Genomic DNA, 22,348 nt, shown 5'->3' on the forward strand with positions numbered 1-22,348 from the left:
ACCATAGGGTTCATCCTCCGAGAGTTTTACTCTCCGGTAAAACCGGGGCAGCTCAGTTTGATGTCGCGGCCGCTAATCCATACTGGTGGGGGGCGAGGGTCGCGCGTTCGTTCGAGGCAGTGCACCGCAAGGCACAGGATGCGGTTTACCAGCGACTCCACAAATATGTGGAGGTCGGTGAACTCGACGCTTTCGGCATGATTTATCTAGGCCAACAGGACTCCAAGTTGCCGTGGGTGCCTGCGGACTTCGTCACTCGCGAGCAGGTCAAGGATATCCCACCGACTTCTCCCCGATGTCAGAGGAAAATATTCGGCTGCTGACGACTCGCGGGGAACAACTGACCCACATCATCGTCGAGCGGTATCTGGCGGACCTAGCGGTCTGACAAATAAAGAATGCGCCTGTAAGCGGCTTTCGTGTGGCGGTTTTCCAAAGACAATGTGGCGGGCAGCCGACCTCGCCGAGCTTGGGGGCGGTGACAGCCGCCGCCTCTACCTTCTTCATCCCCGAATATTGGCCGCCTCGTCATAGGTAATGGCTTTCGTCAGTAGCTTGACCATGAGTGGTTTGGATAAGCGTCCGCATAATCTCGGCTTATGAAAGTGGCAGGTCTGTTATCGACCAACGCCAGAATATCACTTTTCTCTTGCAGCGCAGGAGCCATCTAGAGATGGCCAGACTGCTTACGGCCTAACCCAGTCAAGATACACCTTGTTGCTTATGTCCGCTCTACGTAAAACTGTTCATCGGTACGTATGTCCGAAATGAGGGCGTAAGCGGACATAGCTTTGGATGCATAAGCTCCACGCTTTAGGAGGGCAGGGGGCATTTATTTTAGTAAGAGGTCATGCGTGTGCCGAAAAAAGTTCATTAAAACAGCCTACTAGACCCGATTGGTTCTCAACTTGCGGTTGTCGCAAGTTGAGAACCAATCCTGCCCCCGCAACCAGATGAAGTACCAAGTCCTCAATAGGATACGATAAACCCGCCCCACCACGGCGGGTTTTTTTGTGTCTTGAACAGCAGGAAAAACGGAAAATCATCCCTGCCTCCTCAGCTAGGCCCCAGAAAAAATTTAGACGCAGGGGATACAGACATTTGTTAAAAATGGGATTCGTCATAAAAGAAATCTATGGATATCAAATGGCTTGAAGACTTCGTAACGTTATCGCGTTTGCAGAGTTTTTCGCGTGCTGCAGAAGAACGGCATGTAACGCAGTCTGCGTTTAGCCGTCGCATTCAGGCTCTGGAAACATGGGTGGGGTGCCGTTACTCGATCGCAGCCGTTTTCCTACGACTTTAACGCCAGAGGGGCGTCGCTTCAGGGAGACGGCGGAAGAAATCCTGCGTAATCTTCTACAAAGTCGTGCAGCACTGACGGTATCATCTCCAGCTGATCTTCCTTGCATCGCTGTGGCAGCGTTGCATACTCTATCTGTCACTTTTTTTCCCCAATGGCTTTCCCGTATGGAAAAAGCTGCTGGGATGTGTGGTAGTCGTTTATTGCCCGATGATTTTCATAACTGCATGGCCGCTATAGTCGATGGTTCTTATGATTTCTTCCTGACTTTTTATCATGAAGCTGTTCCTTTGTTGCTCCACCCCAGCCAATTCCCCCATTGTGTTCTAGGGCAGGATTCTCTGGTTCCTGTTGGGCATTCTTTACATCAGGCGCATTCAGGCTCCTCCTATCCTTTGCTGATGTACAGTTCCAACTCTTTTCTCGGTCAGGTTTGCCAGTGCCCGCAAGCGCAGGCGGTACTGCCATATGGTGCTGATACTGTTCGACACGTAAATGAAAATGCCATGGCAGAAGGTCTTAGGCAGATGGTCCTGGCTGGTCACGGATGTGCTTGGTTACCCAGAAGTCTGATTGCAAAAGACCTCGAGGCCAACAGGATGGTTGTGATGGGACAAGAAATTTCCTTGGAAATCAGACTGTACCGCAAGGCTGAACATACGCGCCCCGTTGTTGAGCAGGTCTGGCAGGCTTCTCAGCAAATAGCGTTATGCAAATGAGGAATAACCTAGACTAACGCAGCATTGGACGGGTTGTTATGGCTCTCCTATTCAGGAGCGAGTGTTGTCGGGGCAGGGGGGCGAGCGTGCTGTGCAAAGTAAAAACTGCCACACTTAGCTGAGTGCTCAGTCTGTTTGCAGGTGCTGTGCAAAGTTTGGTCGAAACAGACACAATACGTGGGCCGGTCGTTCTGGCTGAGGATATGACTGCCAGCTGTATTGTAATGCAGAAAAATGCGGGCGGAGCCCATAGCACCGACATTCCTGACAAAGATCATGACGACCTAACGTGGTCTTTGATCCGCGTGAGCAAAGTAAGACGAGGCTGGATCGGCCCCTCACTGTCATATCGTCTGCGTGGAAGAGATGGCGTGGCGTTGGAAGAAGTAAAACATGTCGATTATTTTTCTCAATGGTGCATATGTTCCTGCCGAGGATGCGCGCATTTCTCCTTTTGATCGTGGCTTCACATTTGGGGAAGGTGTTTATGAAGTCTGTATTGCTGTAAACGGAAATTTTGTGGATGCACCAGCGCATCTTGCGCGTCTGGATCGTTCTTTGGCCGCATGTGGAATCGCCGCACCGCCTGAAAGGGCGGAACTGCACAGCATCATGAAAGAACTGTTGCAAAAAAATGATGTTCGTACGGGGCTGGTTTACCTTCAGGTAACATCGGGCGTGTCCCCTCGCAATTTCACGGCCTACTCTGAAGGACGGTCTACGCTGATGATGCTTGCGCAGGCGTCTGACTTTGAACAGACCCCTGCGTTCAGGGACGGTATTCATGTCCAGTTGCAGGAAGACATCCGCTGGTTGCACCGGGATATTAAAACAACCATGCTGCTGCCCCAAGTGATGGCTAAGCGCAACGCACTGGCCAACGGTGTATCTGATACCCTGTTTTATGATGCACAGGGGCTTACCGAAGGGGCATCGTCAAACGTGTTTCTGGTGGACGGGCATGGCACTCTTGTGACCCGGCCTTTGTCCAACCTGCTGCTGGCGGGGTGCACGCGTGAGCGTATTCTGGAACTGGCACAGGGGGCGGGTTTTGTAATTGATGAACGTCCGATCCAGCGGGCTGAACTTGCGACTGCTGCAGAATGTTTTGTCACCAGCGCTACTTATCTGGTTGCGCCGGTTCTGAGTGTTGATGGTCGTGCGATTGCGGATGGCAAGGCAGGGCTGGTTACACGCAGGCTTCAGGGCTTGTATTGTGCTTACATTGCTGGTGAAGGTCGCGCCTGCGCAGATATGTGAAGTCTAGAAAACAGCGCATCTCGACGGAAAAGCGAGATGTGCATAAAATAATATGAGCATGTTGATGAAGAGGGCTCATATATGTCACGCGAGAATCTGAATGATTTGGTCTCGTTTCTGGCTGTGGCGCGGGAGAAGAGCTTTACGCGGGCGGCTGCAAAACTTGGGGTCTCGCAGTCGGCCCTGAGCCATACGGTCCGGTTGCTGGAGGAGCGTCTTGGCCTGCGGTTGCTGACACGGACAACACGTAACGTGACCCCCACGAACGCAGGTGAATACCTTATCCGCAATCTTGGCCCGCATTTTGACCAGATCGAAACCAAAATTGCCTCTCTGGGCGAGTTGCGTGATCAACCGAGCGGTATGATCCGTATTACGGCAACGGATGATATTATTGCCTATGTCCTGCGGCCAAAAATTGAACAATTCCTGAAAAAATACCCCGATGTCAAAATCGAGATTAATGCCGATCTCAAGCTTGTGGATATTGTGGCCGAGCGTTTTGATGCCGGGGTCAGGCTGGGGGAACAGGTTACAAAAGAAATGACCTCGGTGCCGCTAACACCGGACATCCGCTTTGTGGTTGTGGGGACAAAATCCTATTTCAGGAAGAACCCTAAACCCAAAGTGCCGCATGACCTGCTAAAACATCAATGCATTACAATGCGCCTGCCAACATATGGTGGGATTTATGCTTGGGAGTTTGAAAAAAACGGTCGGGATATTCGGGTGCGTGTTGATGGCCCCCTTATATTCAACAGCATTTTTCCCGTGCGGGATGCCTGTCTGGATGGATTGGGGCTTGCGCATATGCCTGAAATGGTTGCGGAAAAATACATTGCCGAAGGCCATCTGGTACAAGTGCTGGAAGACTGGTGCCCCTACTGGACAGGCTACCATCTGTGCTTCCCGCATCATCACCAGAACACCATGCCTTTTTCACTTTTTGTTGAAGAGATGCGGCATAAAGCCAGCACTTCTGGGCATTCATGAGCAAAATGGAAGACCATCAGTGATAATAGGGGGCTAATCAGACGCGCAGGGAAGACCTAAGTAAAGCATCAGTCAGTTTGGCAGATAAAACAGGCGAACCAACACCATGAAAGCGGTTTATCCTATCGTATGTGCGGTTTCCATGTTCGTAACGGGGCAGGCCCTTGCCGCGCCCACGTTGGAACAGGCGGTTCATTCTGCCACGCGGGATGCGCGGTTTGTGGCGCGTGACCCTATCCGCCATCCTGTGGAAGAATTGCAGTTTTTTGGTCTGCGGCCAGATGCCAGCGTGATTGAAATCTGGCCCGGTGGTGGGTACTGGACGCAAATCCTTGGTCCGTATCTGCACGACAAGGGGCGCTACACTCTGGCGCTGGGGCCGGAGGATGGGGCCGGGTCAGCCTTCACTAAAATGCAGGCAGCACACCCTGAGCTTAAGGGAACATTCAGAACAATGCAGTTTGATGGCGCACATCTTGATTTTGCCCCGCCCGAAAGTGCCGACTTTGTTCTGACATTCCGTAACCTGCACAACTGGATGGAAGCCGGGAATGTGGCGCAGATGCTTGCCGCCATTCACCGGGTGTTAAAACCCGGTGGGATTTTGGGGGTTGAAGACCACAGAGGCCACACGAATACCCCGCAGGACCCGCGCGCGGAGGATGGGTATGTCCGTCAGGCATATGCGATCTTGCTAATTGAAAAAGCCGGGTTCAGGCTGGTTGGCACATCGGAAATCAACGCTAATCCGCGAGATACGGCCAACTGGCCCAAAGGGGTGTGGACATTGCCGCCCACCTTCGCCTTGGGGGACAAGGACCGCGCCAAATATGCAGCGATTGGCGAAGGCGATAATTTTGTCCTCAAGTTCGAGAAAATTGACCGTTAACACTACGGAGACTGATCATGACAAACACCATTGCCAACAAGATCATTGTTATCACCGGTGCCAGCAGTGGTCTGGGGGCGGAGGCCGCACGGCATCTGGCCGAGCAAGGGGCAACAGTTGTGCTGGGCGCGCGGCGTGAGGAGCGGATCAAGGCACTTGCCGCAGATATTACCGCCAAAGGTGGAAAGGCGCTGGCGATTGAGACAGATGTGACGGATCGCGCCTCCGTGCAGAATCTTGTTGATACGGCGGTCAAGACCTATGGCCGGGTTGATGTACTGCTCAACAATGCAGGGGTTATGCCGCTCTCTCCACTTGAAAAACTGCGTGTGGATGAGTGGGACCTGATGATTGATGTGAATATCAAAGGTGTTCTGTACGGCATTGCCGCAGCCCTTCCGCACATGAAGGTACAGAAGAGCGGGCATATTATTAACGTCTCTTCTGTTGCAGGGCATCATGTGCTGGAAAGCAGTGCCGTTTATTCAGCCACAAAATTTGCCGTGCGTGCGCTTTCTGAAGGATTGCGGGCGGAAGTGAAGCCCTACAACATGCGTACAACGGTTATTTCGCCCGGGGCTGTTCAGTCGGAACTGCTGAATGGCGTTCATGATAAGGCAACTGCCGAACAGCTCCAGAGCTTTGTGCCGGGTATTGCCATTAGTGCCAGCTCGTTTGCCCGGTGTGTGGCGTTTGCGATCAGCCAGCCTGAAGATGTGGATATTAACGAAATTCTTTTCCGCCCTACCCAACAGCGGATCTGAGGTAGAACGGCTTATTCACCTTCCTGCATTGGAAAAAAGCCATGGAGCAGACCGCTTCATGGCTTTTCCTTTGTTCAGGATTTTAAAGATGCTGATAATAAAAGCAGTTTTATCTGTGCCCCTTGGTCAGTTCATCTGCCAGTGTCTGCTCATCATACACATGCCGCAGGGCGGCAATGATCGCGCTGGTGTCGGTTGAAACAGCGCGGTTGGAGGTGATGTCGTAATACAGATCACCTGCAAGGCTGGGTAGATTGCCATCAAAAATCAATCCAACGGCATGGCCTTCCCTGTTCAGCACTGGCGAGCCGGAGTTGCCGCCGACAATGTCGTTCGTGGAAACAAAATCCAGATGTGTGGAGAGGTTCAGTCTGCCTTTTGCATCCAGCCACCGTTGGGGCAGGTTGAACGGTTCGCTGCCAGTGGCGTGGCGGTACATGCCTGCAAAATCGGTAAAGGCAGGAGTGGTCTTCCCGTTTTGCGTCCAGCCTCGCACCGTGCCGTAGGATAAGCGGGGTGAGAATGTTGCATCCGGATACAGTGCATCAAGCCGCCCTTCAGCTTTTGCTTGTGCAAAACGAGCGCGGGCAATTGCCCCTTCGGCTTTGTGCAGGGGAGCGGAAACCTCATCGCGCATGAGATCGCGCAGGGTGACCAGAGATGGGTGAAGGCGGCGTGCAAAGACGATCATCGGGTCGGATGATGCGTTGATGGCATCTTGCCCGCCTTTCCAGAGTGCTAGGCGCACGGCAGGGTCAGCCAGCTTTGTTTCATGCACAAGTCGGGCGGCAAGAGCGTCCGGGCTTTCATGCCCCAGTGTCATCTGCACCAGCGGGTCATCCGCGCCCATAAGCTGGCGCAGTGTTGTCAGGCTCAGGGCGAGAGATGTGGTTTCCAATTCGGGGTAAACGGGGGTTTTTGCACCCAGTGCGGCCTCAATCTCACCGAGTTGTGCATCATGATACCCCGCATTGCGTTTGGCATCGGGTTTGCTGCGTTCGGCGGCACCGTTCACCAGTGTCATGGCTTCACCGGCTAGCCCGTCCAGGGCCATGCGCAGGGCAATATTCTGCGTGAATAACTTGCGCTGGGTGGCAATGGCTTTGTTGACCGTTGCAAATGGTGTTCCAAACTCCTGCCTGCGCGCGGGGTTGGCATCAATCCATGCCTGTAGTGCGGCATCTTCCTTTGCGCGGCGTTCTACAATGTCGCTTGTGCGCAGGGCAGATTGTGTGCCGGAATAGGATTTCAGGCTGTTTTGCACACTAAAGAGTTCATCTTCAGCCTGTTTTTCGTGCTCGGCACTTTCGCGCGCATATTGCCACAACATCCCTTCGCGCACGCTGAGCAGCGCGATGACTGTGGGGTTGATAACATCGCGCTGGAAGGCGAGTGCCGCTGCTGGCAAGCCACGTTCCGTCCGGCCCGGATTGCCGGATGTAAAGACAAGTTCGTGCTCGCTTGGGCCGTTGATGTCGAACTGAAGGTAAGGCGTGTGAACAGGCTTGCCGTTTTCGTAAACACGAAGCATGGAGAGATCAATATCGTAACGGGGATAACTGAAGTTATCCGGGTCGCCACCAAAAAAGGCAATGCCCTGTTCGGGCGCCATGACAATGCGCACATCCTGATAACGGCGATACCGGTAGAGAGCGGTTTGCCCACCATGGTAAAGTGATACCATATCGCACCGCCAATGTGCGGCATCGCCTTGCAGGCAGTCTTTTGTCAGGCGGCTTTCAATATCCTGCATGGCGGCAGAGTAAGCGCTGGCATTCTTGCCTTTGGTTTCCGCCTCGACCTGGGTGGAAACATCCGAGATGGAATCCAGCCGGTCCAGCTCCATGCCCGGGCATTGCCGCTCTTCTGCGAGGGATTTGGTATAAAACCCATCCCGGAAGTAATCGTGCGCTTTGTCCGAGAGGGCAGCAAGGCAGGAATTGGCACAATGGTGGTTTGTCATTACCAGCCCATCAGCCGATACGAACGAGGCGGAACATCCTTCCGCCAGCCGGGCAGAGGACTGGATGACATGCCTGATCCATTCCGGCGTTGGCGTAAAATGGTAGGCAGACTGCATGGCCGCAATCGGCAGGTGGTCAAAGGTCCACATGCCTTCTTCCGCCCGCCCGGTGTTTGGCCCCGCAAGTGCCGTGGAGACAAGGGCCAGAAACGCTGTCCGGGAAAGGTGTTTGCCAAAAAAGCGTTTCATGGCGAATGGGCCTCCAATTGTTATACTGTAACCTTTATGGTTCTTGTTTAGCAGCTTTGTTTTCCAAAGAAAATGCGTGTCTTCTTTAGGGGGAGAACTTGTAAATGGCCGGGGCCGCCGCTGTTTTAAAAACCTGCTTCCCCCATAAAAAGAGCAATGGTTTTGCGGTAGATACGTAGGAGTGTGGATAACGGGCGTCCTTGGATGCAGGCTACCCCCGTGCTCCGCTGTGAGAGGCCCGGAGAGGCAAAATCCGGGTGCAGGCTCACCCTGTATGTTGCGTGGTCGGGTTGCAGGCGTGCGTCCTGTATTTTGTGTACCTGCACATGCCCGCCATTGGCCGATGTCAGTTCGGGTGAGCTCAACTCGGGGAGAGAGGCCGCGGATATGGCCGTAACATGGGCTGGTACTGGCACCAGAAAAGGAGAGTCAGGGTAAAATGTTGCAGCCGCACCAATTTTGAAGCAGTCCTGAATTGGTTCTGATGCGGGAACATTTTTTGATTGCAACGAATGAGCGTTTGTGTTGAGTATCAGTAATACGGTTTTTGCAATTCGTATTACTGGAGTCCTCCCCCATGCGCTTCTCATCGCTTTTTCGCAAAGGCCTGCTTGCCAGTGTTTGTGCCGCGGTCTCTCTTTCCTCGGCGTCTGCTGCGTCGTTGAAGATTGGCTATAGTGACTGGCCGGGCTGGGTTGCGTGGCAGGTTGCCATTGATAAAGGCTGGTTGAAGGAGGCGCAGGTTGATGCCGACTTCCAGTGGTTTGACTACAGTGCTTCGCTCGACGCGTTTGCCGCGCATAAGCTGGATGCCGTTATGGCAACCAATGGGGATGCGCTGGTAACCGGGGCCAATAGCCACAAGGGGGAAATGATCCTTGTGACCGATTATTCCGATGGGAATGATATGGTCGTGGCGCAGCCCGGTATTAAGGACATGCAGGGCCTCAAGGGTAAATCCGTTGCGGTGGAAGAGGGGCTGGTGGACCACCTGCTTCTGCTCAAGGGGCTGGAAAAATCGGGCATGAGCGAAAAAGACGTCAAGCTCGTGAACACAAAAACGAACGAAACACCACAGGTTCTGGCCTCGGGGCAGGTTGCGGCCATTGCAGCATGGCAGCCTAATTCCGGTCAGGCGTTGCATGCGGTGCCCGGAGCGCGGCCGGTGTTTACCTCGCATGAAGTGCCGGGCCTGATTTACGATACCATTGCGGTCGATCCGCAGTCCCTGCACGATAATCATGACCAGTGGCAGCGTCTGGTTGGGGTGTGGGACCGTGTTGTTACCTATATTCAGGACCCCAAAACACAGCCGGATGCCCTGCGCATTATGGCGGCACGCACGGGTGTGACACCGGAGGCTTACAAGCGCTTCCTCAAGGGCACGCATCTGCTAAGCCTTGCTGATGGAAAAGGCGTTTTTGTAAAAAAAGAAGGGCTTGGCTCTTTGTACGGATCGACCGAAATTTCGGATGCTTTTAATGTTCAGCAGGGTGTTTACAAATCACCCCAGAACATTGACAGCTATATTGATCCGTCCTTTACGGCATCTGTTAAGTAACGGCAAAGGGCAGGAGCACATTATGCAGGGCTTCCTTGCCTCATGGAGGCTATACGGCCGGACAGACCGGATGTTGCGGAATATATTCGGTATTCTGGCGGTGCTCCTGCCTTTGCTCCTCTGGAGCGCGGTTAGTTATCTGCCTTTTGTCTGGCATCCTCAGGTTCTGATTACCGACCCCGGGGGGGAGGAGTATCTGGAAACGGGGATGCGGATGAACCGTGCGGATTTTGCCCGTGCGGTTACGGAAATGCAGGAGCAGCACCAGCCTGTTCCGCAGGGTATTCCAAGTAACCCCGTTTACCTGCCATCTCCGGGGGATGTGCTGAGCGCGTTTGTGCATGCTTTTACGTCTTCTGCCCCTGTTGGGGCTGAACATTCCATTACGCAGGCTTTTGCACACAGTATTCGTATTATCTTCTGGGGGTTTGTTATTTCTTCCATCATGGGGGTGCCTCTGGGCATTATGTGCGGCTCCATTCCGGCTGTTGCGCGGCTTGTTGAACCCTCGGTCGATTTTTTCCGCTACCTGCCGGCTCCGGCTTTTGGGGCACTCGCAGTGGCCATTCTGGGTATTTATGATGCCCCCAAGATTGCCATTATTGTTATAGGGACCCTGTTCCAGCAAATACTTGTTATTGCCAATACCACGCGCAAACTCGATTTTTCTCTGGTGGAGGCATCCCGCACTTTGGGTGCAAAAGGTCTGCGGCTGCTTTTCCGGGTGGTTATTCCGGGTATTCTGCCCGACCTGTACAGGGACCAGCGTATTCTGCTTGGCTGGGCCTGGACCTACCTGATTGTGGCAGAACTGATTGGTACATCGTCGGGGATTACCTGGTTTATTACACAGCAGGCCCGTTACCAGCATTTTGACAACGTTTTTGCCGCCATGGCGCTGATCGGCATTGTCGGGCTGGGCACGGATATGGTCCTTGGCGTTGTTGGCCGCAAACTGTTTACGTGGAAAAGGGAGAATGGCTGATGGTTGACCATGTAGAGCATGCGCTCCCTGATTATCGTATTCTGCCACCAGATGTGGCCGCACGTATGGAGCAGATCAAAAAGCGCGACTATGTTCTGGAAATTGACCGTGTTACCAAGGTTTTTACACAAAAGCGTAACCGGACCGTAGCTCTGGATTCCATAGAATTTGGTGTGCACCGGCGCGAACTGGTGTGTGTGGTTGGGCCTTCGGGGTGTGGTAAATCCACCCTGATCCGTATTCTCGCCGGGCTGGAGGATGCCACTGAAGGGCGTATTCTCATGGACGGCAAGCCGGTCCGTGGTCCGGGGTCCGACCGGGGTATGGTCTTTCAGAAATACACGCTGTTCCCTTGGCTGGATGTCTGCCGCAACGTCATGTTCGGGATTGAGATGGGGGGCGTGGACCGGCTGGAAGCCCAGCGTCAGGCCATGCAGTGGCTCCAGATGATCGGGCTGGAACAGTTTGCGACCGCGTATCCGCACCAGCTTTCTGGTGGAATGCAGCAGCGTGTTGCCATCGCGCGTGCCCTTGCTGCATCCCCCCGCGTGCTGCTGATGGATGAATCCTTTAGCGCGCTGGATGCCCAGACACGCACAAAAATGCAGAACTATCTGATGGAGATCTGGCGCAAGATCGACATTACCATAGTCTTTATCACGCATGATCTGGACGAGGCCATTTATCTGGCTGACCGTATTCTGGTACTTAAACCCCATCCCGGGCAGGTGGAGGAAGTGATTGAAGTACCGCTCTCCCGCCCCCGTCGTGCGGAACAGATGACATCGGCCGAGTTTCTGGCAACAAAGGCGCATCTGGAGGGGCTTATCCGCTCCTTTGGCACATCGGATGACATGGAGGAGGAGGAGGTAACAATTGATCTGCCGCTTCTCACCCTTGTAACAGACCAGGTCGAGTAGGGAATACAAGCATGAGTAGCAAGGAACAGATCAGCCGCGTCAGTATTTCCCTGTCGCCAAGCCTTCTGCATGAGCTTGATGCCATGGTGGCGGAAAAAGGTTATGCCAGTCGCTCTCAGGCGATCCAGAACATTCTGCATCAGGAGCTTATGGCGTGCCGGCAGGAAAACGGCGATGAGCTGATGGCCGGCGTGATTATTCTTTTTTACAATAATGCCGCCACAAACCTGCAACAGAAACTTGCAGAGCTGCAATATGAAAACCTTGCAGAGGTTATCAGTTCACTGCACGTCAACCTCATTCGCAGGCAGACACTGGAAGTGCTGCTTGTTCAGGGCAAGGTTAAAAAACTGCAGGATATAGCAGACCAGTTTATCACGCAGCCCGGTGTTATTTCCGGACGCCTGCACCTGATAGCCTCCCTGATCCCCCCCGTTCATGAAAAAGGGCGGGAACTTACACTTGATATGGAAGCGTCCTGAACGCGCATTGCCATTCTTGCCTGAATACAGGAGATTTTCATGCAAATAGACCAGCAAACCCCAGATTGGTACCGTGCCCGCTACAACCAGCTCCGGGATCAGGCGCTCCAGTCCGAAAATACGGTACGCCCCGCTGCAACCCCGATTGAAATGACCGAAGCCAGTGTTCTGCACCGCGAAACCATACCCGGCGGGTGGTACTGGAGCACATTTGTGCCGCGTGGGCAGGCACTGCGCCTGATCAACACATCCGGCAACAATGGTGTGTCGGTCATGTTGTGGAATGCGGATGACCTGAGCGAACGCTACAATGCGGGCGATACCATGAAGCTGCAATGGACCACCTGCCTGACCACAGGGCGTGTTCTGTTCTCTGATATGGGGCGCGTGCTGGCATCCGTTATTGGTGATAGCTGCGGATTTAGCGATACGCTGGTCGGCGGGAGCACACCGCAGAGCAACCAGCGCAATTTTGGGTCTGCCGGTTTGCGCAATACCCGCAACAACCTGCGCCTGACTGCGGGAAAATACGGCATGGCGCAGCATGATGTTGCCTCCTGCATTACGTTTTTCTCCCATATCAGCACGCAGGCCGATGGTAGCTTCAAATGGGTGGAAGGTGATGTGCACCCCGGCGCGCATGCGGACCTACGGGCAGAAATGAACCTGCTTGTTGCCGTCTCCAACTGTCCGCACCCTCTGGCCCCGGATGCCAGTTTTGCACCGGCTCCTGTTGAGGCCGTGCGCTGGCAGGCTCCGGCCCCGGCGGCGGATGATCTGTGCCGGACATTCAGCGAAGAAGCGCGGCGCGGGTTTGATAACACAGATATTCTCTTTGCCTGATCAGGGAGCCAGATTTATGTCAGAACATGATCTCAGCAAAATTTTTTCCAATATTGTTCTTGATCAGCATGTGGCCGCGCGTACTCCGTGGTCGGGTCTGGTGCGCAAAGGGCAGGTTATCCGGATTATTGACCTGAAAAGCCAGCAGGCTGTGGATGCCCTTTTTTACAATGCCCATGCCTACCATGAGCGCTACAGTGCGCAGGATACGCTGCTCAATCAGGGTTCGGCCTATATTGGCAAGGGGACCGGGTTGTATTCCAACGAAGGCAATGTGCTCATGACCGTGGTGGATGATACCTGCGGACGCCACGACACGCTGGCTGGGGCCTGTAGCTGTGAATCCAATACGGTGCGTTTTGGGCATGAGACCAAGTACATGCATTCGTGCCGAGAAAACTTTCTGCTGGAAGTTGAAAAATACGGCATGAGCAAGCGCGACATTGTCAATAACGTCAATTTTTTCATGAATGTACCAGTCCTGCAAAATGGTGAACTGGTGATTGATGACGGCCTGTCCGACCCCGGCGGGTATGTGGACCTGCGCGCGGAAATGGACACGCTTGTGGTTATTTCCAACTGTCCGCAGGTTAACAACCCCTGCAACGGTTTTGTGCCGACCCCCATCCGCGTCGTTATCGGCGACCCTGTTTCCATCTGACCGTTCGGACTGCCTGCCATGTTCACAAAGGTTCTTATTGCCAACCGCGGAGAAATCGTACGCCGTGTCGGCCGGACACTCAAACGGATGGGAATTGCCTCCGTTGCTGTGTGCTCCGAGGCAGACCGGTTTACGCCACCGGTGCTGGAGGCCGATGAATCCATTCTGATCGGGCCTGCCGCGGTAAGCGACAGCTACCTGAACATGGATGCCATTTTGCAGGCATGTGCCACCACAGGTGCGCAGGCAGTCCACCCCGGTTACGGCTTTTTGAGCGAGCGGGCCGAATTTGCGGAAAAACTGGCAGCCCAGGGCATACGCTTTATGGGGCCACGGCCCGAGCATATGCGGGCTTTTGGCCTTAAACACACCGCGCGTGATCTGGCTAAACAGAACAATGTGCCGCTCCTGCCGGGTACGGATATTCTGAACAGTGTGGAAGAGGCACTGGAGGCCGCCGCTGGCATTGGGTACCCGGTCATGCTCAAAAGTACGGCGGGTGGTGGCGGCATTGGTATGCAGATCTGCCATAACGAGGCCGAACTGCGCGACTGCTTTGCTGCTGTTTCGCGCATGGGGGGGAACAATTTTGGCGATGCGCGGGTGTTTTTGGAAAAATTCATTGCCTGCGCGCGGCATGTGGAAGTGCAGATTTTTGGTGATGGCCGCGGGAACATTCTCACATTAGGTGAGCGCGACTGCTCCCTCCAGCGCCGCAACCAGAAAGTGATAGAGGAAACCCCAGCCCCGGGCCTGTCCGAAGCAACACGCGTGGGCCTGCGTAACGCGGCACGGGCCTTGTGTGCGGCGGTTGCGTATGAGTCCGCTGGCACGGTGGAGTTTATTTACGATACGGAAAGTGGTGAGTTCTATTTCCTTGAGGTCAACACAAGGCTTCAGGTTGAACACTGCGTTACGGAAGAAATTTTCGGGATTGATCTGGTCGAGTGGATGATCAGGCAGGCCGATGGCACTCTGGTTCTGCCAGCGCAGGAAAGTCTGGTGCCCAAAGGGGCTGCTGTAGAAGCGCGGATTTATGCCGAGAACGCAGCAGAGAACTTTCGCCCCTCTACTGGGCGGCTGACCGAGGTCAGCTTTGCACCGGGTGTGCGCGTGGATGGCTGGATAGAAACCGGGACCGAGGTCACCCCGTACTATGACCCGATGCTGGCCAAAATTATTGCCCGAGGTGCCACGCGGGAGGAGGCTTTTGCCAACCTGCATGCAGCACTGACCACAACCCGGATCAGCGGTCTGGAAAGTAATCTGGATTATCTGCGCGCAGTTACGGCGGATAATGCCGTGCGCGCGGGGAGTGTTTTTACTGGGCTGCTCAACAGTTTTGCCTATACACCCGCTACGGTGGAAGTGATTGCACCGGGCCTTCAGTCCACGGTGCAGGACTGGCCGGGCCGCGTGGGGTACTGGGATGTGGGGGTCCCCCCCAGTGGCCCTATGGACGACCGGAACTTCCGTCTGGCCAACCAGATTGTGGGGAATGCGCAGGGTGTGCCAGCACTGGAGTTTACGGCTACTGGCCCGGTGCTGCGGTTTAACACGGACGCTGTTATCGGCCTGTCTGGCGCATTCATGCCTGCTACGCTGGATGGCGTGGAGGTGCCCTACTGGGAGCCGGTTACGGTGCAGGCGGGGCAGGTTCTGGCGCTGGGGCAGATCAAGGGGGCAGGGCATCGCACATATCTTGCCGTGCGTGGGGGGATTGATGCCCCACTTTACCTTGGGTCCAGTGCCACGTTCATGCTGGGCCAGTTTGGCGGGCATGCAACCGGGCAGCTCCGCACGGGGGATGTGCTGCGCTTGGCCAAACCTGCGACCAACGCGGCGGCCCCAGTGGCCATTGCCCCACAGGACCGGCCTGAGCTGACCCGTACATGGACCCTCGGGGTCATGTACGGCCCCCATGGTGCACCTGATTTCTTCCTAGATGAAGATATCGAAACCCTGTTTTCCAGTGAATACGAAGTACACTTCAACAGCGCACGCACCGGTGTACGCCTGATCGGGCCCAAACCACGCTGGGCCAGAACAGATGGGGGGGAAGCCGGGCTGCATCCTTCCAACATTCACGATAACGCATATGCCATTGGGGCCATCGACTTTACCGGGGATATGCCCATCCTGCTTGGGCCGGATGGGCCAAGTCTGGGCGGTTTTGTATGCCCCGCGGTGCTGACCAGTGATGAACTGTGGAAAATGGGGCAACTGCATCCGGGGGACAAGGTGCGTTTCCAGCGCATACAGCCCAAGCCGGTCAGTGTATCCTTCCTGCCCGAACCTATTGCGGGGGATAGCCCCATCCTGTTCCGCTCGGAAGGGGAAATCCCGGTTGTGTACCGCCGTGCGGGGGATTGTTACCTTCTGCTCGAATTTGGCCCGCCGGAACTGGATATTGCCCTGCGCCTGCGTGTGCAGCTTGTGCTGGAGCGGCTCAGGGCCGCAGCAGTAGAAGGGATTGTGGATCTTACTCCGGGTATTCGTTCGCTTCAGGTCCATTACAATCCGCAGGTGCTCCCCCTGCCGGTCTTGCTGGAGCGGCTGCATGGTATTGAACAGGCCCTGCCCTCGGGCGAGGATGATATTGTTGTGCCCAGCCGCATCGTGTACCTCCCCGTTTCGTGGGATGACGAGCAGGCCCGGCTGGCCATGCAGCGGTATCAGGAACTGGTGCGCCCCAATGCGCCGTGGTGCCCGTCCAATATCGAGTTTATCCGCCGGATTAATGGTCTTGCTTCCATAGACGCGGTCAAGGAGATCATTTTCAACGCGTCCTACCTCGTTATGGGGTTGGGGGACGTGTATCTGGGGGCACCCGTGGCCACCCCCATTGACCCGCGGCACAGGCTGGTCACAACCAAATATAACCCCGCACGCACATGGACCCCGGATAATGTTGTGGGTATTGGCGGCAGTTACATGTGCATTTACGGTATGGAAGGGCCGGGGGGCTACCAGCTTTTTGGCCGTACGACCCAAGTCTGGAATACATGGCGCACAACAGATGTGTTCCATGAAAATACACCGTGGCTCCTACGGTTTTTTGACCAGATACGCTTCTATCCCGTCTCGCATGATGAGTTGATGGAGGCACGGGCTGCTTTCCCCTACGGTCGTTTTTCCGTCAGGATTGAGGAAACACAGTTCAGCCTATCGGAATACCGGGCTTTTCTGGAGGCCAACAAGTCCGAAATCGCTCAGGCCTGCGCCCGCCAGCAGGCCGCCTTTGAGGCGGAACGTCAGGACTGGATTGCAAAAGGCCTTGATACGTTTGAGGAGGAAGCAAACACCACACAGGCCGATGAATCCATTCTGCCCGAAGGGTATATGGGCGTGGACAGCCCTGTGCCGGGCAGTGTGTGGCAGCTCAAGGTTGCTGTGGGGGATCACGTAAAGGCAGGTGATGCCGTTGCGATTATTGAATCCATGAAAACGGAAATGAAGATCATCTCCCCTGCAACCGGTGTGGTGAAGGACATTCTGTGCCGCAAAGGCCGCGAGGTGCGTGGAGGTGAGCGGATTATGGTGGTCTGCACGGACTAACCCCCACCCACACACGCCAGAACCTGTAGGCAAGGACAAATATTATGACATTTCCTGATATGTTGCAGATTGACTACCTCCTGACTGCCTGCCGGAACGGGGCACTCACCCCGACAGATATTGTCAGGGAGGTTCTGGCGCGTGTGCATGCCTATGCTTCCGTGGATGCGGCGGTGTGGATTAACCTTGTGCCTGCCGAGCGCCTGCTGGCCAGAGCGGCAGAGCTGGAAAAACGACCGGTCGCGGACCTGCCGCTTTATGGTGTGCCCTTTGCGGTTAAAGACAATATTGATGTCGCTGGCCTGCCAACAACCGCAGCCTGCCCGGCCTTTGCCTATGACGCCACGGAAAGTGCCGAAGTGGTCCGCCGGCTGGAAGCCGCAGGGGCTATTGTTATTGGCAAGACCAATCTGGACCAGTTTGCAACAGGGCTGGTTGGCATGCGCTCCCCCTATGGGCAGCCGCATTGCGTGTTCAGTGCGAAGCATGTGTCCGGTGGTTCAAGTTCCGGCTCTGCCGTGGCGGTTGCTGCGGGGCTGGTGTCATTCGCATTGGGGACCGACACAGCGGGCTCAGGGCGTGTGCCTGCGGCGTTTAACAACATTGTGGGGCTTAAACCCTCCCGTGGGGTGCTCAGCACGACAGGTCTTGTGCCTGCGTGTGAATCTCTGGACTGTATTTCCGTCTTTGCTGCTTCAGCAGCAGATGCGTGGCGGGTTGAGCAGCTTGCCATGGCGCCGGATGCCCATGCGCCGTACTCACGCGGCATGGTGCCACGCAGGTTGGCGGCGGATACGTTCCGCTTTGGTGTTCTGCGGCAGAAAGATCGTTTTTTTGATGGCTGCACCGCCAATGCAGCACTTTATGACCGTGCCATCCGCCAGCTTGTGGAACTGGGGGGTACTGCGGTCGAACTGGATTTTGCACCGTTAAAGGAAACAGCCGAGCTGCTCTATAGTGGTCCGTTTGTTGTGGAGCGCCTGACCGCCATTGCGGATTTCTATCACGCGCATCGTGCGGATATGGACCCAACGGTTGGCGCCATCCTGGACGGCGCGACCCGCTATTCCGCAACCGATGTGTTTAAAGGGATTTACCGCCAGCACCTGCTTAAACAGGTGGCGGACCGGATGTGGGCGGATTTTGATGTCATGCTGCTCCCCACCGCTCCGCGGCTTGTCAGCCGGGAGGAGGTTATTGCGCAACCGGTTGCTGCCAACAGCATGCTTGGCACCTACACCAACTTTGTTAATCTGCTGGATATGGCCGCCTGTGCCGTGCCAGCCGGGTTTGGGCCGGATGGCCTGCCATTCGGGGTAACCTTTATTGGTCCGGCTTTTAGTGACCATGACCTTGCAGCCCTTGCCGGGCGCTTCCATGCGGCGGCGCATAATACCAGCGGGGTGTTCCGCAATGCGGTGCTGCCACTGGTGGACAATGCCCCTGTGCCAGCACCGGGTAATGTGCTGCTGGCTGTTGTTGGCGCGCATCTCAAAGGTTTTCCGCTCCATTGGCAACTGGAGAAGGAACACGCCATTCTGCGTGCCACAACCCGTACGGCACCTGACTACCGCCTTTTTGCACTGCCGGATGCTTCTCCCCCCAAGCCCGGCCTGGTGCGGGAAAAAGGCTTTGTTGGTCCCGGTCTGGAAGTTGAGGTTTACGAGCTGGACGTGGCAGGTTTTGGCCGCTTTGTTGCCGGCCTGCCGCAACCTATGGCTATTGGTAAAATATCGCTGGCAGATGGGAGCGAGGTCTGTGGTTTTTTGTGCAGCGAGGCTGTTGCACGGAGCGGTAAGGAGATTACCGCCAGTGGCGGGTGGCGTTACGCAAAACTCTAACTTCTATTTTTTGGGAAACTGTTTTAAAAATTAAAGAATTTTGCGGCATGCATGGTTTTGCATGCTGCAAATGCCGTTGCCTGCAAAGCCGGTCCCTATGAGTTGATTGGGCAGCAAGGCAAGGGCATGGTGTTGTGTGTGCCTGAACGTGCCTGAAACCATTGGCTGAAAAATTCGTTTTATAATCAGTCAAGTCAACGCAGGGGTATCACATGCCGCTTCTTCATTTCCATGTCATCAAAGGGTGGAAGCCTGAAGCCATTCGTGCATTGCTGGATACGGCGCATGAAGCCATGCTGGAAGCATTCAAGGTGCCCGCGCGCGACCGTTATCAGATTGTCACCGAGCATGAGCGGGATCATATGGTCATTGAAGATACCGGGCTGGGTATCCCCCGGACCGATCAGGTCGTGCTGTTGCAGATTACCTCGCGCCCACGCTCCAAGGAGCAGATAACAGCCTTTTACAAGCTGCTGGCCGAACGGCTGCATGAACGCTGTGGACTGGCTCCATCGGACCTTGTGGTGTCCATTGTGCAGAATGCAGATGAGCACTGGAGCTTTGGGCTGGGTCGCGCCCAGTTTGTAACGGGCGAGCTGTAAGCCCAGGCCCTGCTTGCGCGTGCTCACCTATGGGGGCACGCCAGTTTATACCGTCATTGCTGGGATTACCCCCCCGGCCTGTGCAGGTCCTAGGGATTGTCCCACCCAGAGCGGAATGTCGGGCTGATGGCAAATTGCGGTTCAATCCTGTCCATGTGCCGGTGTGCGTCAAAACAGCCAAGTGCAAATTCCACTGTGCCGTCACATTGCCGGGCATGCTGGCCTGCTACGGCGTTTAGCCAGTAAATGGCTCCCTTGCGGCGCTCCCCATGCTGGCCGCCCAGCCAGCGGTTCCACTGCCTGCGCGCAGTCTGCCCAGCCTTATAGGAGGCGGCATTGCGGTCCATTTGAGGGGAGGGGGCTGATTGCGCCATAATAATATTGTCAGGCGGAGGTGGGGAACCCGCCAGAATACGCAGGCCGAGTGTAACGGTAATGACCGCAACCAGACTGACCAGACAGCTGCGGATTATACGTGTTTCCCGCTGTTGTGGGGTGGGGGGCACGCTAACGGCGGCCAGCGCCTTGTTGGCTTTTTTCTCACAGCGTGCGCAACAGTAAGGGGCATGGGCAGTGTTGAGCATCTCCCGCTCGCACCATGCACAATGTATGTTCATCCATGTCCCCGGCAATGCGTGCCGCTTGTATAATGGAAGCTGCTTCCGCGCGCCTGATATAGATCAGGGGCTAACTGGTTGGCTAGCCCCTTTGCCTACTCATTTACCGTGTTTGGCGGTGTGTGGGCGTTTGCCCCTGCATTTAATCGCGCAGGCGGTCCAGAACTTTCTGGCGTAGGGTCTGCTGGCGTTCGAGTTCCTCCTCACGCAGCCTGCGCTTGCGTGCACGCTCCTGTGCCATGTTCATGCCCAGATGGGTTTCCCCCCTCTCGGCCGCCAGCCGGGTCTGGCGTTCACGCTCGGCATGGCGGGCGCGGTTGTGAGCACTTTGCGTGCCATGGCAATGCGGGCAGCTCACGCCTGCCTCATACTGGGCAGAGGCTTTGTCCTGAGGGGAGAGGGGGGCGCGGCAGGCGTGGCATAGTTCCAGATTGCCGGGTTTCAGGCCGTGTCCTACGGTCACGCGCTGGTCGAACACAAAGCATTCGCCACGCCACAGGCTTTCTTCCTGCGGAATGGTTTCCAGATATTTGAGAATACCACCTTCAAGGTGATAAACGTCCTCCAACCCTTCCGCCTTGGCAAAAGCGGTGGATTTTTCGCAGCGAATACCCCCTGTGCAGAACATGGCAACGCGGGGTTTGCGGCCCTGTGCCTCCAGCTGCTCGCGCTTCTGGCGGAACCATTCGGGGAATTCCCGGAACGTCTTTATTTTGGGGTCCACCGCACCTTCGAATGTACCAACGGCCACTTCGTAATCATTGCGGGTGTCGATCAGAATGGTGTCCGGGTGCTGGAGCAGGGCGTTCCAGTCCTTGGGGGCAACATAGGTACCAACAATGTGGTTGGGGTCGGTCCCTTCTATTCCCATGGTGACAATTTCTTTTTTCAGGCGGACCTTCATGCGCAGGAAGGGCATGGATGGCGCGCGGGAGAACTTGACCACAATATCCGCACAGCCGGGCAACTGGCGAATATGGGCCAGAACGGCCTCTATGCCTGCATCGCTGCCCGCTATGGTGCCGTTAATGCCTTCCCCCGCCAGTAGCAGAATACCTTTTACGCCGTTTGTCTCGCACGCCTGCAACAGTGGGCCGCGCAGGCCCGCCGGGTCTTTAAACCCTGTAAAGCGATAAAGAGCTGCCACGCAGATGGGCAGATCAGCGGGAGTGTTGGTAACAGGCGGGACAGAACTGGCGGTCACGGTATGTTCCTTGCAGGCATGTAAGGCGGTCCGGCCCTGCCAGTACATTCTGCTGGTGGAATGCAGCAGATCGCCTGACAGGCAGGCTCCTGCTTTAGCTGCCCACTTCCCTACCCGACAAGTGTTTTTAACCGGGCCTGTTTTGCCCGCCAACAAGGGGCGGGCAGATGCCCAAATCTATCTTTTTTGTAGTACTGAACCAATAAAGAGGAATATGCCGTTATCAGGCATGATTCAATATATAACGGATGCGGAATGATGTTGACAGCGTCCAAACCCTGTCCTTATTCTGGAAATGTAACGAGTAGTTTATTCCATTCATCTCTAACCGTTTTTCATAACGGGAATAGATGTTTTTGTTAAGGAAAGGCAGCAGCATCGCGCGGTTTGCACTCTCTGTTCTGTTCCATTCCGGGGGAGCGGAAGGTGCGGATTCTGGCTTTTGTTCACCTCTGGCATGCTTGGATACGCATGGCCCATGAAGGATGTGTGCTTATGAAAAAGACTTCTATAAGTTCGGCTTTTTTGTTTTGTGGCACTCGCCTCTGTTCGCGCAGGGGGGTCCTCTCATTGCCGGTGGTCCAGCAGGCCGGGGGTATGGCCGCGCAGGGTGCCGCCCCGGTACACCGCACCGGGGAGTGGGTAAAGGCGCATACCCTGCTCTTTGCTGGTTCATAAGTAAAAAAGAGAGGCAGATCATGCTTGTGGCTGGTTATGATAAAGAAGAACTGACATGACAAATGAGCTTGAACAGCAAAAGAAGAAAGCTCAGCGGTATGATCTGGAGGTCGGTACTGCTGTTGTAGCTGGCGCTTTTATTGTTGTTCTTTTCCTGCACATTCTTGGCATATGGGGGCTGATCTCTGGAATGGGGAAGGGCGATAGCGCTCCACCACCACCCAAGCCGCCCATTCAGACGCGCGTTCTGCCGCCG

Annotated in this window: 20 protein-coding genes and 1 pseudogene; 17 read left to right on the plus strand and 4 right to left on the minus strand. The window is 55.3% G+C overall.

The window, feature by feature from the left end; translation table 11 throughout:
* The 7 genes from HK20_RS13275 to HK20_RS12365 form a co-directional block, all read left to right on the plus strand.
* The coding region (locus HK20_RS13275) for a hypothetical protein (RefSeq protein ID WP_233129210.1) at positions 1 to 323 on the plus strand (323 nt) is incomplete at its 5' end.
* Between the two features lie 812 nt (positions 324 to 1,135).
* Positions 1,136 to 1,306 carry a LysR family transcriptional regulator gene (locus tag HK20_RS13125; protein WP_198943933.1) on the plus strand — a complete coding sequence of 57 codons (171 nt, stop codon included), beginning with the start codon at positions 1,136 to 1,138 and terminating at the stop codon, positions 1,304 to 1,306.
* Positions 1,258 to 2,022: a LysR substrate-binding domain-containing protein gene (locus HK20_RS12345; RefSeq protein WP_198943934.1), complete on the plus strand. Its 765-nt coding sequence runs from the start codon at positions 1,258 to 1,260 to the stop codon at positions 2,020 to 2,022. Before HK20_RS13125 ends, HK20_RS12345 begins: the two co-directional genes overlap by 49 nt.
* Positions 2,023 to 2,415: 393 nt before the next feature.
* Positions 2,416 to 3,282, plus strand: coding sequence for an aminotransferase class IV (locus HK20_RS12350; RefSeq protein ID WP_086647338.1), 867 nt, complete (start codon positions 2,416 to 2,418; stop codon positions 3,280 to 3,282).
* A gap of 81 nt (positions 3,283 to 3,363) precedes the next feature.
* The gene (locus tag HK20_RS12355) at positions 3,364 to 4,275 is read left to right on the plus strand and encodes a LysR family transcriptional regulator (protein WP_086647339.1); all 912 of its coding nucleotides are present in this window, start codon (positions 3,364 to 3,366) and stop codon (positions 4,273 to 4,275) included.
* Between the two features lie 106 nt (positions 4,276 to 4,381).
* Entirely contained in the window at positions 4,382 to 5,164 is a 783-nt protein-coding gene (locus HK20_RS12360) for a class I SAM-dependent methyltransferase (protein ID WP_086647340.1), read from the plus strand.
* A gap of 17 nt (positions 5,165 to 5,181) precedes the next feature.
* Positions 5,182 to 5,928 (plus strand): SDR family oxidoreductase, encoded by a 747-nt coding sequence (locus HK20_RS12365; RefSeq protein ID WP_086647341.1) that lies wholly within the window; start codon positions 5,182 to 5,184, stop codon positions 5,926 to 5,928.
* Positions 5,929 to 6,037: 109 nt separating this feature from the next.
* On the opposite strand, the gene HK20_RS12370 is transcribed toward HK20_RS12365, so the two are convergent.
* Both HK20_RS12370 and HK20_RS12375 read right to left on the minus strand, forming a co-directional pair.
* Positions 6,038 to 8,140 carry a S46 family peptidase gene (locus tag HK20_RS12370; protein ID WP_086647342.1) on the minus strand — a complete coding sequence of 701 codons (2,103 nt, stop codon included), beginning with the start codon at positions 8,138 to 8,140 and terminating at the stop codon, positions 6,038 to 6,040.
* Between the two features lie 125 nt (positions 8,141 to 8,265).
* Positions 8,266 to 8,649: a hypothetical protein gene (locus HK20_RS12375; protein WP_233129211.1), complete on the minus strand. Its 384-nt coding sequence runs from the start codon at positions 8,647 to 8,649 to the stop codon at positions 8,266 to 8,268.
* A gap of 68 nt (positions 8,650 to 8,717) precedes the next feature.
* On the opposite strand from HK20_RS12375, the gene HK20_RS12380 reads away from it, so the two are divergent.
* From HK20_RS12380 to HK20_RS12420, 9 genes are all read left to right on the plus strand, one after another.
* Positions 8,718 to 9,701, plus strand: a complete 984-nt coding sequence (locus tag HK20_RS12380; protein WP_086647343.1) for an ABC transporter substrate-binding protein — start codon at positions 8,718 to 8,720, stop codon at positions 9,699 to 9,701.
* A 22-nt stretch (positions 9,702 to 9,723) separates the two neighbouring features.
* Positions 9,724 to 10,686, plus strand: coding sequence for an ABC transporter permease (locus HK20_RS12385; protein ID WP_086647344.1), 963 nt, complete (start codon positions 9,724 to 9,726; stop codon positions 10,684 to 10,686).
* Positions 10,686 to 11,606: an ABC transporter ATP-binding protein gene (locus tag HK20_RS12390; protein WP_086647345.1), complete on the plus strand. Its 921-nt coding sequence runs from the start codon at positions 10,686 to 10,688 to the stop codon at positions 11,604 to 11,606. Before HK20_RS12385 ends, HK20_RS12390 begins: the two co-directional genes overlap by 1 nt.
* Before the next feature lie 11 nt (positions 11,607 to 11,617).
* Positions 11,618 to 12,088 carry a nickel-responsive transcriptional regulator NikR gene (gene nikR / locus HK20_RS12395; RefSeq protein ID WP_086647346.1) on the plus strand — a complete coding sequence of 157 codons (471 nt, stop codon included), beginning with the start codon at positions 11,618 to 11,620 and terminating at the stop codon, positions 12,086 to 12,088.
* 39 nt (positions 12,089 to 12,127) lie between these two features.
* Complete coding sequence (locus tag HK20_RS12400; RefSeq protein WP_086647347.1) at positions 12,128 to 12,931, plus strand: urea amidolyase associated protein UAAP1; 804 nt, start codon at positions 12,128 to 12,130, stop codon at positions 12,929 to 12,931.
* A 16-nt stretch (positions 12,932 to 12,947) separates the two neighbouring features.
* Complete coding sequence (locus HK20_RS12405; protein WP_086647348.1) at positions 12,948 to 13,592, plus strand: urea amidolyase associated protein UAAP2; 645 nt, start codon at positions 12,948 to 12,950, stop codon at positions 13,590 to 13,592.
* An 18-nt stretch (positions 13,593 to 13,610) separates the two neighbouring features.
* Positions 13,611 to 17,150: a 5-oxoprolinase/urea amidolyase family protein gene (locus HK20_RS12410; RefSeq protein ID WP_086647349.1), complete on the plus strand. Its 3,540-nt coding sequence runs from the start codon at positions 13,611 to 13,613 to the stop codon at positions 17,148 to 17,150.
* Between the two features lie 44 nt (positions 17,151 to 17,194).
* The gene (atzF, locus tag HK20_RS12415) at positions 17,195 to 18,991 is read left to right on the plus strand and encodes an allophanate hydrolase (RefSeq protein WP_086647350.1); all 1,797 of its coding nucleotides are present in this window, start codon (positions 17,195 to 17,197) and stop codon (positions 18,989 to 18,991) included.
* 212 nt (positions 18,992 to 19,203) lie between these two features.
* Positions 19,204 to 19,593, plus strand: a complete 390-nt coding sequence (locus HK20_RS12420) for a tautomerase family protein (RefSeq protein WP_086647351.1) — start codon at positions 19,204 to 19,206, stop codon at positions 19,591 to 19,593.
* An 89-nt stretch (positions 19,594 to 19,682) separates the two neighbouring features.
* Here HK20_RS12420 and HK20_RS12425 read toward each other — a convergent pair whose 3' ends face one another.
* Both HK20_RS12425 and HK20_RS12430 read right to left on the minus strand, forming a co-directional pair.
* Complete coding sequence (locus HK20_RS12425) at positions 19,683 to 20,210, minus strand: hypothetical protein (protein ID WP_143296520.1); 528 nt, start codon at positions 20,208 to 20,210, stop codon at positions 19,683 to 19,685.
* A gap of 142 nt (positions 20,211 to 20,352) precedes the next feature.
* On the minus strand, positions 20,353 to 21,414 hold the full coding sequence (locus HK20_RS12430; RefSeq protein ID WP_233129212.1) for a rhodanese-related sulfurtransferase: 1,062 nt from the start codon (positions 21,412 to 21,414) through the stop codon (positions 20,353 to 20,355).
* A gap of 733 nt (positions 21,415 to 22,147) precedes the next feature.
* Here HK20_RS12430 and HK20_RS12440 point away from each other — a divergent pair.
* A pseudogene (locus HK20_RS12440) lies at positions 22,148 to 22,348 on the plus strand (hypothetical protein); the annotation flags it as partial.

The sequence above is a fragment of the Acetobacter sp. DsW_54 genome, assembly GCF_002153575.1.
GTDB lineage: Bacteria > Pseudomonadota > Alphaproteobacteria > Acetobacterales > Acetobacteraceae > Acetobacter > Acetobacter fabarum.